At 73.3% G+C, this 11,644-nt stretch carries 9 protein-coding genes; 3 read left to right on the top strand and 6 right to left on the bottom strand.

The window, feature by feature from the left end:
• From ACTWQE_RS32250 to ACTWQE_RS32240, 3 genes are all read right to left on the bottom strand, one after another.
• Positions 1–2,287 (bottom strand): SAV_2336 N-terminal domain-related protein (locus tag ACTWQE_RS32250; protein WP_443332637.1); only part of this gene is annotated, 2,287 nt, incomplete at its 3' end.
• 6 nt (positions 2,288–2,293) lie between these two features.
• Positions 2,294–3,298: an AAA family ATPase gene (locus tag ACTWQE_RS32245; RefSeq protein WP_443332636.1), complete on the bottom strand. Its 1,005-nt coding sequence runs from the start codon at positions 3,296–3,298 to the stop codon at positions 2,294–2,296.
• 145 nt (positions 3,299–3,443) lie between these two features.
• Positions 3,444–5,729, bottom strand: a complete 2,286-nt coding sequence (locus ACTWQE_RS32240; protein WP_443332634.1) for a VMAP-C domain-containing protein — start codon at positions 5,727–5,729, stop codon at positions 3,444–3,446.
• A 211-nt stretch (positions 5,730–5,940) separates the two neighbouring features.
• Between ACTWQE_RS32240 and ACTWQE_RS32235 the strand changes: the two genes are divergently transcribed.
• The 3 genes from ACTWQE_RS32235 (at position 5,941) to ACTWQE_RS32225 (ending at position 8,318) form a co-directional block, all read left to right on the top strand.
• On the top strand, positions 5,941–6,120 hold the full coding sequence (locus ACTWQE_RS32235; RefSeq protein WP_443332633.1) for a DUF6104 family protein: 180 nt from the start codon (positions 5,941–5,943) through the stop codon (positions 6,118–6,120).
• Positions 6,121–6,229: 109 nt separating this feature from the next.
• Positions 6,230–7,336 carry a DUF4097 family beta strand repeat-containing protein gene (locus ACTWQE_RS32230; protein ID WP_443332632.1) on the top strand — a complete coding sequence of 369 codons (1,107 nt, stop codon included), beginning with the start codon at positions 6,230–6,232 and terminating at the stop codon, positions 7,334–7,336.
• Between the two features lies 1 nt (position 7,337).
• Positions 7,338–8,318 (top strand): helix-turn-helix transcriptional regulator, encoded by a 981-nt coding sequence (locus tag ACTWQE_RS32225; protein WP_443332631.1) that lies wholly within the window; start codon positions 7,338–7,340, stop codon positions 8,316–8,318.
• Between the two features lie 285 nt (positions 8,319–8,603).
• Here the strand turns inward: ACTWQE_RS32225 and ACTWQE_RS32220 are convergent, their stop codons facing one another.
• From ACTWQE_RS32220 to ACTWQE_RS32210, 3 genes are all read right to left on the bottom strand, one after another.
• Positions 8,604–9,566, bottom strand: a complete 963-nt coding sequence (locus ACTWQE_RS32220; RefSeq protein ID WP_443332630.1) for a zinc-binding dehydrogenase — start codon at positions 9,564–9,566, stop codon at positions 8,604–8,606.
• Between the two features lie 143 nt (positions 9,567–9,709).
• Positions 9,710–11,263: an alkaline phosphatase D family protein gene (locus tag ACTWQE_RS32215; RefSeq protein ID WP_443332638.1), complete on the bottom strand. Its 1,554-nt coding sequence runs from the start codon at positions 11,261–11,263 to the stop codon at positions 9,710–9,712.
• Between the two features lie 2 nt (positions 11,264–11,265).
• Positions 11,266–11,388, bottom strand: coding sequence for a hypothetical protein (locus ACTWQE_RS32210; RefSeq protein WP_443332629.1), 123 nt, complete (start codon positions 11,386–11,388; stop codon positions 11,266–11,268).
• Positions 11,389–11,644: the final 256 nt, after the last annotated feature.

Below are 11,644 nucleotides of genomic sequence, written 5' to 3'. Positions count from 1 at the left end.
CGCTCGCCGTGCGCAGTTCGTCCGCGGCCTCCGCCGCGCGGCGCCCGGTGTCCTCCCCCGCCCCGGCCAGCGCCAGCAGCACCCGGCCCAGATGCAGATGGCGGTCCGGGCCCGCGCCCGGGGGCAGATCGCGCAGCACCCGCTCCGCCGTGGCCAGATACCGGGCGTCCGCGTCGGTCTCCCACTGCGCGTACCGGACGCCGGCCAGTTCGAGCGCGGCCTCCGTCCGCGCGCCGCTGCCGGGCGCGGCGAACTGCCGTGCCTCCTCCAATCGCAGCGCGGCCTGGTCCAGCAGTTCCCGTACGGTGTGCGGGGCCCGGCGTACGCCGGCGGATCCGGCCAGGGCCCGCAGGACCCGACCGAGGACCAGTCGCGCCCGCACCCCGCCGTCCAGGTCGCCGCCCGCGAGCCGCACGGCCTGCTCCGCCCGTTCCCGCGCCTCGCGCAGCAGCGCCACATCCGCCTGCGCCCGCCAGAGCATCAGCAGGGCCTGGGCCAGGGTGGCGCACTCCCGCTCTCCCGCGCCGTCCGTCTCCGCCGCGGAGCGCAGCAGCTGTACGCCATCGAGCAGCCGCCGTACGTCGCCGTCCGCCCGGTAAGCGGTCATCAGCCGTTCCGCCTCGGCCACCGGGCCCGGGCCGGCCCCGTCCAACGGTGGCTGGTACCACCGGACGACACGCGCCGGAACCTCGGCGAAGGGCTCCGGCTCCGGCGTACGGGGCCGCTCGTCGCCCGGCTCCCAGGGCAGCCGCACCGCCCGGCCCGTCAGCTGTGCGACCGCGAGAGCCGAGAAGTTGCGCGCGCCCTTGCCGAAGTGCTGGGCCACGAACTCCGAGCAGTGCTTGAGGACCAGAGCCGCCTCGTCCCGGCCCAGCCACTGCAGCAGCAGATCCCGCACCCCGTCGGCGAACTCGTACCAGGGGCCGCCGTCCGCATCTCCCGCCCGGTCCTCGGGGAGCCGTTCGAGCAGGCCGCCGAGGAGCACCTCGGCGAGTTCGGTGGGCCCGGTGTCGGGCAGCATCGCACGCTGGACGACCTGCATGACGGGAAGCGCCAGGGGTGCGGCGGCCAGATACACGGACAGGCGCAGGGCTCCGGCGGAGGCGCTCGTGCGGAACGTCTCGAACAGCTCCTCCACGGTCCGGGCGCCACGAGCCGGAGGCTCGGGCACCGACACCGGGTGGTCCGGGCGCACCCAGCCTGCCGCTCCCCGTGCGCTGACGCGCCCGGTGCCGGAGAGCAGCCGGGCCCAGGAGCCCAGGGCCTCGCCGTTGGGCAGCAGGACGGGGACCGGCAGCGCGGCCCGTACCGGCGGCTGCCCCGGACTCCCGTACCCGCGGGGGTGGAAGGCCAGCCGGCCCTCGGAGGAGGGGTCCCGCACCAGCAGACCCGGTTCGGCGGGCAGGGCGGTCCGGGGCCACAGGCGCGGCGGCAGCGGCTGGACCACCGCCACCGGGGCGCGCAGCGCCCAGTGGTGCAGCAGCCGCTGTGCCCGGCCCTCGCGCCACAGCGGGCCCACACAGTCGCTGATGAGGAGGGTGAGACGGCGGCCCGTGGGGTCCCGGAGCTGGTCGGCCGGACGCAGCCGGACGCCCGGTGAGCCGGGCCGCCCGGGGGCGTTGCCGATCAGGGGCGCGCCGTCCTCCGCGCGGTGCAGATAGTGCACCTGTACGTCCCGGAAGACGCCCAACTGCTCGCAGGTCTGGCGGAGTTCCTCCAGCATCCGCTCCCAGACGACCATGGACGGCGAGGCGTCCATCAGCAACTGCATGCCGATGTCCCGCCGTTCGACACGGTGGAACACGGGGCACAGCGCGCCTGCCCGGGCGCTGAGGTCCGCGGTGGCCTCTTCGTCCAGTCCGCCGAGGACCGGCGCGGCCAGCGGGCGGTAGCCCTGGAGGGGGCGCAGGGCGCGCTGGAGTCCGAGCAGCCCCGGGAGCGCGGCGGCGGCGGGGGCGCGTACCGCGATCGCGGCTCCGGATCCCCCCGCCCGCGTCCCGGCGGGGTAGAGGGACACCGGCACGGAGCCGGCGGCCTGCTCCTCCCCAGGGGGCCGCGGTGCCGGTGAACCCCGGCCCGTGGAGTCCGGTGGACGCTCGTCCGGACCGGGGACGGCCGCGCCACGGTCACCCGGGGCCCGCGGGGCGGGTACGGCCGCCGGGCCGCCCGGCCCCGTCCACTGCGCCAGCCAGAGCGCGTCGGCGATCTCCTCCGCCGTCATGTCCCAGCCCGCACCGCGCAGCAGGCCGATGAACTCCGTCAGCCGCCGGTCGGGCGGCGCAGTCATCGGGCATCACCTCGGTCGGTCCAGCGGCTGCATGAGCATGTCCGCCAGCCGCTCACGGGTGACGTTCTCGGTACGGGCTGCGTGATGGGTGAGGAACAGCGCGTTGAGCAGCTGGTCGGCGGCGACGATCTCGCCGGGGTCGCGGCGCAGGAAGCGCTGGATCAGTGACTGGCCCTCCGCTACGGCGCCGTCACCGAGATGGGCCTCCACCATGGCGGTCAACTGGTCCTCGCCGGGCGGTTTGAGTTCGAGCTGGATACAGCGCCGCAGCAGGGCCGCGGGAAAGTCGCGCTCGCCGTTCGAGGTGAGGACGATGAAGGGAAAGGTCGTGCAGCGCACCCGGCCGTCGTGGACGACCGCGCGCCCACCGTCGTCCGTCGACACCTCCACACGGGGTTCGCGGTCGGCGATGCGCTCCAGCTCGGGTAGGGCGAACTCGCCTTCCTCCAGGGCGTTCAACAGGTCGTTGGGGAGGTCCATATCGCTCTTGTCGAGCTCGTCGACCAGGAGGACGCGGGGCCGCTCGGCGGGGAGCAGAGCCGTACCGAGCGGACCGAGCCGGACGTACGAGCCGATGGACCGCCACTCGGCGCCCGCACCGCCCGCCCGCTCGAGCTGGACGTCCTGGAGCCTGCCGATCGCGTCATAGCGGTACAGACCGTCCTGGAGCGTCGTACGGCTGACGATCGGCCAGCGCAGCACCCTGCCGAGTCCCAGCTCATGGGCGACCGCATGGGCGAGGGTGGACTTGCCGGTGCCCGGGTTGCCCGTGACGAGCAGCGGACGCCGCAGATACAGCGCGGCGTTGACCGCCTCGACCTCTTCGGGCCGGGGGTGGTGGTTCTCGACCAGCCTGCGCTGTACGCCCAGCCGGCGCGCGGTGCTGGGGTCGACGTCCGCGCCGTCGCCCGGGTCCGGTGGAGAGAAGTCCCGCCAGGGCGGTGGCCCGGGTAAGCGCTCCACTCCGTCGTGCGGCAGGCCTGCTCCACGGTAGATGCGCCAATCGTTCACATCGGGCTCCTCAGCTGGTGGTGAACCTGGCCGCTCATCCGCGCTCTTCTCGTCTGCGATCCACCGGTCCACGATCGACGGTACCGGCATCGCTCCGGGCTGTTGAGACGCTTTTCCAGTTGTCCGGCAACGAGTTGATGGCCCGTCATGTCGGACGCTCCGGCGCCATTCCCGGTTCGTACAGCGGGCCGCCCGTTGCACCGGGGCGGTCCGGCGGGTCGAAGAGCAGGGCAATCGACCGTGCCCAGGCCGCTTCGTCCCGTTCCGGATCCGGGTCGCCCGCGCGGATGCGCAGGCTCCGGATGTGGGCGTGCAGCCCGTCGGCCCGTCCGGCCTCCCGCACGAGGCGTTCCACCGCCCGGTGGAATTCGGCGCAATCCGTGTGGGGGGTGGCGCATCTGCGCCAGATCGCGACCGGGTGGCCGGCGGTGAGCGCGGCGTCCATGGCGGTCGCCCCGTCTCCGGCGGCGACCGGTCCACAGAACACGGGGACGGATGCCCAGGAGGCCCGGGAGAGCCGGTCGTAGGCGGCGTTCCAGCTCTCGCCGCGGGGACCGCCGTGCCACTGGCCGGGGTGGTGGAGGTGTCCGGAACCGTGGTCGTGCGGGGGACTGTCGTGCCGCCCGGGTCGGTGGTGCTGTGCGGCGCCAGGAGCCTGCACGGGCCCGTCCTCCTGCCCGAGGGCGCGGCACTGCCCGGCGGCACGGTCCTGCCCGAGGACGGAGTCCGTACCCGTGCGCTCCTGCCCGGCGGCCGAGTCCGCCCCCGTGCGGTCCTCTCCGGAGGCACGGCGTTCCGGGTCCGGCAGCGGCGCGCCGCGCAGCGGGATCGCCGTCAGCGGCCCGCGCTGTACCCCGCTCCAGCGCCGGCGCCATTCGGGATTCCCGGTTCCGGCCCGGCGGCGGTCGCGTACGACGACGACGCGCCGCTCGCCCAGGGGCAGGCCGTACGGGTCGGTCCGCCCGTCGGGCGTCCGGCGGGGACCCAGCCGCCAGGCGTCGAGGGGTTCGTCGAACAGCTCGGGCGGCAGCGCGACTTCCACCACCGCGAGGTACTCCCCCACGTCGCCGCGGCGCAGGGCGTCGGCGATCGGCTCCCGCAGCGCCTCGCGCAGCCGCGCCCGGGGGACGCCCTGCTCGTCTCCGTGGAGGGGCGTGACCAGACGCCCGTCATACAGCAGTTTGACCCGCCACGGGTAGCGGTCCCCGTAGAGGCTCTGGTCTATCTCGACCAGCACATCGGCCCGCGGCCCGCCCTCGCTCCCGGGGAGGGCGTACGCGTCCAGGATCTCCTCGATCTCCTGGCGAACCACTCGCGGCAGCGGCTCCGCGGTCCGTTCGAGCCAGGTCCGCAGCTCGCGCAGCGGGGCCTCGTCCCGGGGCCGGCCGAGCCGGCCGACCGCGGCCCAGACCTTGGCGGCGTAGAGGAGGACGGCCTCCAGCTCGGCGTTCCCGCCGGGGCCCTTGCCGGGCGTGCCGCGGTCGCGCAGACCGTAGAGGAGCCCGGCCCCTTCCCTCCAGGAGCGGGGGTCGTGGTCGACACCGGGCTGGTACGCCTCCCGGAAGACCCGCCTCTTGACGTCGTCCACCAGCACGGTGACCTCCCCCGGCGTACGGGGCGGGGTGAGGCCGGCCAGCCTCCCGTAGAGGTTGGCCCGGAGCACCGGGCCGAAGCCGCCGGGCTGTTCCGGGCGCAGCTCCGCCTGGACGTCGGTCCAGCTGTCGTCCGCCCGGGCGGACTGGTGGCGCTCCAGATGGTAGCGGTCATGGGCCAGGAGCACGTCGTGGAAGAGATCTCCGCCGGGGAGGTCGCACAGGGCGCGCAGCGCGGTGACCGGGACCGCGTGTCCGGCGGTCGGATCGTCGGCGATACGGGCCTTGCACATCCCGATGACACTGCCGGAGCGGGTGTCGACCACGGGGCCGCCGGAGCAGCCGCCGACCGGCTGCTCGCCCCGTAGCAGCATGGCCCCGCCGTCCCGGCCGTCGCGGCCGCTGGTCTCGCCGACGACCCATCGGTAGGCCACATCACCGGTCTCCGAGGACCAGCCGTGCAGACTGATGTCCACCGGTCCTCCGGTGGAGATGTCGCTGAGCCATACGCACTCGTGGGCGGGCGCACCGGGGACCCGTACGAGCGCCAGATCCGGCAGCGGCCAGGTGCGCGGCGGGCGGCCCGGGTCGTCCGGCGGCGGCAGCGCGAGAGCCACCTCCCCGACGGCCGTGCCACCGTCCCAGGAGATGCCGACGACGCGCTCTCCCCTCCACACGGCGCCACCCCCTGTCCCCACGACATGTGCGCAGGTCATCACCCAGCCCGGAGCCACGAAGAAGCCGCTGCCCCAGTAGCCGGTGCCCAGCGGGTCATACCCGTCCGAGGCTGCCGAGATGCGCACCACAGCCCTGCGCACGAGAGCATGGAGGGCGCTCACGGACGCATACCGCCGTCATCGGACCGGCTGTTTCGGTCGGGCATACGCCACCCCCGCTCCCCCGTGTTGATGCAGCAGGCTAGTCCTCGGTCCCGATGGGCGCGAGAGGGCAGTGCGCACGCTGTCTATCCTGGCCCCGCTGTGTTTCCCGGGTGACGAACCCCCGGAACGTTTCCATCGTTTTCCCATCGTTCTGTTTCGGAGCAACGTCGTGTATTTCACCGACCGCGGTATCGAGGAGCTGGAGAGCCGGCGCGGCGAGGAGGAGGTCTCGCTCGCCTGGGTCGCCGAGCGGCTTCGCGAATTTGTCGATCTCAACCCGGACTTCGAGGTTCCGGTCGAACGGCTGGCGACCTGGCTGGCACGGCTCGACGACGAGGACGACGAGTAGGCCACGCCTGGTCGCGGCCCTCACGCCTTGACTTCCGCTAGCCGCGATATATCGTGTCCACGCGAGACGCGATATGTTGCGTAGTGCGTCCATGCGGAGGAGGTCAGGGATGTCAGCCCGGTCCGAGTGGTCCATCGGCGAGCCCCGGAAACTCGCCCTCGAAGGCCCCGTCACCGCCGTCGACGTGCGGATCGTGGGCGGCACGGTCAATGTCGTCGGCACCGACAGCGGCGGGCCGGCCCGGCTCGAGATCTCCGAGCTGCACGGCCCGCCCCTCACCGTCACCCATGAGGACGGCACGCTGACCGTCGCCTACGACGACCTCCCGTGGAAGGGCTTCTTCACGTGGCTCGACCGCAAGGGCTGGAACCGCAGCGCGGTCGTCTCGGTCACCGTCCCGTCCCGGACCCGCGTCGGGGTCGGCGTGGTCGGGGCCGGCGCCGTCATCTCCGGTATCTCCGGCCGTACGGACCTGCGCGGCGTCTCCGGTGACAGCGCGCTCGTCGGCCTGACCGGAGCCGTTCGCGCGGACACCGTGTCCGGGCGGGTGGAAGCCCAGGCGGTCACCGGCGACCTGCGGTTCAACTCCGTCTCCGGCCATCTCACCGTGGTCGAGGGCTCCGGTGCCGCGGTGAAGGCCGAATCGGTCAGCGGCGACATCGTGCTGGACCTCACCTCCGGCGCCAAGGGCTCGGACATCAGCCTGACCACCGTCTCCGGCGAGGTCGCCATCCGGCTGCCGCACCCGGCCGACGCGGAGGTCGAGGCCAACACCGCCAGTGGAGCCGTCTCCAACGCGTTCGAGGACCTGCGGGTCACCGGCCAGTGGGGCGCCAAGCGCATCACCGGGACGCTCGGCAGCGGCAACGGCACCCTCAAGGCCACGACCGTCTCCGGAGCCATAGCGCTGCTGCGCCGCCCTCCGGCGGACGATGCCACCGAGGGGACCGGAGCGCCCGACGCCCCGGTGCCGGGTGACTCCGCGGGCCCCGACGGCTTCCCCGGTTCGCCGGGGTCCGCCGGTTCCTCTGCCTCCTCCCCGGATGCGTCAGCCTCCCCTGACCCCTCCGCCTCCCCTGAGGGCTCCGGTTCCCCTGACGGCTCCGGTTCCCCTGGCGCCTCCGGTTCCGCCATCTCCTCCGGTTCCCCCGGCTCGGATGATGACCCTCATGGCCCGGGCGCCCCCGCACGGCCGGCCGACAAGAAGGTGCTCTGACATGCCTCCCGTCTTCGCCCACGGCCGACTGCGCCTCTACCTCCTCAAGCTGCTCGACGAGGCCCCCCGCCACGGCTACGAGGTGATCCGCCTCCTGGAGGAGCGCTTCCACGGCCTGTACGCACCATCCGCCGGAACCGTCTACCCGCGGCTCGCCAAGCTCGAGACCGAGGGCCTGGTCACCCACGCCACCGAGGGCGGACGAAAGGTGTACTCCATCACCGACGCGGGCCGTACCGAACTCGCCGACCGCCAGGGCGAACTCGCCGAGCTGGAGCTGGAGATCCGTGAGTCCGTCTCGGAGCTGGCCGCCGAAATCCGCGAGGACGTCAGCGGGTCGGCCGGCGATCTCCGCCGCGACATGCGTGCCGCGGCGTGGGAAGCCCGCTCCTCCGGGGGCGGAAAGGAGCATGCGGGGGGTACCTGGGGCGACAAGGAGGCCTGGCGCCAGGTCAAGGAGGAGATGCGACGCGCCAAGCAGGAGTGGAAGGAACAGGCTCGCCGGGCCAAGGAGGAGAGCCGCCGCGCCAAGCAGGACGCGCAGCGCGCCCGTCAGCAGGCCCAGGACGCACAGACCTTCGCGCGCGAGGAGGTCCAGCGGATCGCCCGCCAGGTCCAGGACCATGTGCAGTCACAGGCGAGGGCGGGCGACTGGCAGGGCGCGCTGCGCGACGGCATGACGGAACTCACCCGCCACATGAGCGGCTCGGGCATGGCCCCGGGCCGGACGACGGCGTGGCCGCCGTACATCAAGCCCGACCCCGCGGGCGCCGAGCAGCCGGAGTGGGCCGAGGAGCCGCAAGCTCCGTCCGCCGATCCGCTGCGCGATCTGGAACGCCTCCTGGACCGCTTCCGGGACGACATCCGTGACGCGGCACGCGACCACGGCGTCAGCCCGGACCAGCTGAGGGAGGCCCGCCGTCATCTCTCCACGGCGGCGGCGCACATCGGGGCACTGTTGCGCGGCCCGAAGGAGGACTGAACCGGCGGCCGGGCCGGGGCTGGACATCTGAGCGCGGCGCGCGGGCGGACCCGTACGCCGCGCTCAGCCCCCCGTACGCTCCGCGGACCTCCTTCACGCCTCAGGGCCGGCCGTACACTCCGTGGCTCCCGTACGCGCCTGGGCGTACACCGCACGGCCCTGACGGCTCGCCGCCCTGACGGCTCGCGGCCGGGCGGTCCGTACCCTGCGCTCGTACGGACCCGGACCGTTGCGGACGGCACGTGTGCCCTCCTACGGACCCGGACCGTTGCGGACGGGCCGGCGTCAGACCGTCAGCACGATCTTGCCGAAGAGATCACCCTCGGCCATCTTTTCGAAGCCTTCGCGCGCCCGGTCCAGCGGCAGCACGGTGTCGATGACGGGCCGGACGCCCGTCGCCGCGCAGAAGCTGAGCAGATCCTCCAACTCGTCCTTGCCGCCCATCGTGGAGCCGACGACCTTCAGCTCCAGGAAGAAGATGCGGTTGAGCTCGGCGGCCTTGGGGTTGGGTCCGGAGGTGGCTCCGGAGATGACCAGGGTGCCGCCCGGCTTCAGAGACTTGACCGAGTGCGACCACGTGGCCGCGCCGACCGTCTCGATCACCGCGTCCACACGCTGCGGCAGCCGTGCCCCCGGCTCGTACGCCTCGACCGCGCCGAGCTCGACGGCCCGCTTCCGCTTCGCCTCGTCCCGGCTGGTGGCGTAGACCCGCAGCCCGGCGGCCTTGCCGAGGACGATCGCGGCGGTGGCGACCCCGCCGCCCGCGCCCTGGACGAGGATCGCGTCACCGGGCCGTACACCCGCGTTGGTGAACAGCATCCGGTACGCGGTCAGCCAGGCCGTCGGCAGGCAGGCCGCCTCCTCGAAGGAGAGCTCCTTCGGCTTCGGGAGGACGTTCCACGCCGGGACGCTGACCTGTTCGGCGAACGTGCCCTGGTAGCGCTCGGTGAGGATGGAGCGGGGCTCGTCCGGGCCCACCCCGTGGCCGGTCTGGCCGATCACGGAGTGGATGACGACCTCGTTGCCGTTCTCGTCGGTCCCCGCGGCGTCACAGCCGAGGATCATGGGCAGCGACTCCTCGCCGAGGCCGACTCCGCGCAGCGACCACAGGTCGTGGTGGTTGAGCGAGGCGGCCCTGACGTTGACGGTCGTCCAGCCGGGGCGCACCTCAGGCGCGGGACGGTCGCCCAGCTCGAGGCCGTTCAGGGGCTGGTCACGGTCGATACGTGCGGCATAGGCAGCGAACATGTCCCGACACTATGACCCGGGCGTGACACGGCGGAACCTCACACCGGTGTGAGCCTCGCCGCGGTGGGTCCATCCCCGCCGGAGGCCGGCCGCTGGTGCGTACAGGCGCAGCCCGCCCGCCCTGCCGAGGACGATCGCGGCGGTCAGTCCCTGCGGTACTGCGCGGGTGAGCCCTTTGTCGCCGGGTCCTCGTACGAGCCCGCCGTTCCCCGGTCCACGTGGAAGGTGGTGAGCGTGGTGACCGGCGAGGCCGGGTCGCGGCGGTCCGCGATCACCCGCATGTGGGTGGACCACCGCTCCGGGGTGACCTCGTGGACGTCGTAGCCGTAACGATTCCCCTCGAAGTACTGGAGATGCGGGTTGGCCTTGCCCATGACCGGGCCGTTGGTCTGGTTCCAGTCCGCGGAGTACCCGCCCGAGGTGACCGAGTGGGCCGTGAACTCGGTGCCGACGACGGGCGAGGACGTGTCGTCGAAGTCGGGCCTGATGTCGTCCACGAAGGCGGAGTGCCAGTCGCCGGTGATGACGACGAGGTCCTCCAGGCCGGAGTCGTGAACGTGCGTCAGCAGCTCTTTCCGCTCGGCGAGGAAGCCGTCCCACTGGTCGGTGAACATGTACGGGCCGCCCGGCTTGCCGCGGAGCTGGCTGAGCATGATCGAGTTGGCCCAGCAGTGCCACGCGTCGGGCGCCCGGTCGATGCCCCGCTTGAGCCGGCTCTTCTGCTCCGCGCCCAGGATCGTGCCGTCGGGGAGGTTCTGCGCGGACCGGTACGAGCGCAGGTCGAGCACCGTCAGCTCCAGCAGGTCGCCCCACGTGCGCACCCGGTGGATCTCGGGGTCGGGCAGGGCGGACGCGCCGCTGTCGCGGTGCGGCATGTGCTCGTACCAGGCCTGGTACGCGGCCGCGCGACGCCGCATGAAGGGCGCGCCGCCGCCCGTGCCGCTGTAGTCGTTCGCGACCTCGTGGTCGTCCCAGGTCAGGAACCAGGGGTGAGCGGCGTGCGCCGCGCGCAGGGACGCGTCGCCCTTGTAGAGGGCGTGCCGGATCCGGTAGTCGGCGAGGGTGAAGGTCTCGGGCCCGTTGTGGTCCCGTACGGCGTCGCCGCCGACCGGCCCGTGCTCGTAGATGTAGTCGCCGAGGTGGACCACGAAGTCGAGGTTCTCGCGGGCGATGGCGCGGTGCGCGGCGTAGAAACCGTCGTGGAACGCCTGGCAGTTGGCGGAGGCGAAGCGGACGCGCGAGACCCGGCCGGCGGGCGCGGTCTTCGTACGGCCGGTACGGCTGCGCTTGCCGAGCGCGGTGAAGGCGTACCAGTAGTGGCGCCCGGCGCGCAGCCCGCCGACCGGCACGTGCACGCTGTGGCCGAGGGTCGCGGAGGCGGGCGCCGTGCCGCGGGCGACGACGCGCTTCAGCTCGCGGTCCTCGGCGACGACCCAGCCGACCTCGACGATCTCGGGCAGCCGCTGCTCGGCGGCGAGCGGCTCGGGCGCGAGCCGGGTCCACAGCACGACGCTGCCGGGTTGCGGGTCGCCGGAGGCCACGCCGAGCGTGAAGGGCGCGGGGTCGTAGTCGGCGCCGAGCGCCTCGGCGGCTTCGCGCGCCTGCGCGGGCGAGAGGCCGGGGCTGAGCGGCCAGGCGAGGCCCAGGGCGCCCGCGGCGGCCGCGGCCCTCAGCAGATCGCGGCGGTTCGGCTTCACGTTCACGACCGGCCTCCGGCGGTGGGTGCGAGAGTCAGCGATATCGCGTCCGCGTAGCCGTCGTTGGACGTGCCACCGCCGGAGCGGGTGAAAACGAGCAGCAGGCGGGCGGTGCGTTGATTCACTGTCGCCCTCTCCCCAACTCCCGTCCGGTGTCCCGCCGCAGGCATCACAGCAGCCACACATGAACGAGCGGAAGACGCGTGCCGAACATCCGGCCGAACGCGGGCTGAGCGGCACACCCGCCGACTGGGCGCAACCGCCCCGGGGAGACTGAAAACCCGCCCACCCCGTGGGACGGGTGGGCGGGTGAGAGACGAAAGCCCGCCGCAGCCGGGCGCTCCTCCGACTCCGGCACCCGGTCACGGCATGCCTGGTCCC

It is taken from the genome of Streptomyces sp. 8N706 (assembly GCF_052245415.1).
Lineage (GTDB): Bacteria > Actinomycetota > Actinomycetes > Streptomycetales > Streptomycetaceae > Streptomyces.
Note: the sequence above shows the minus strand (reverse complement) of the source record. Positions and strands in the feature narration are given on the sequence as shown.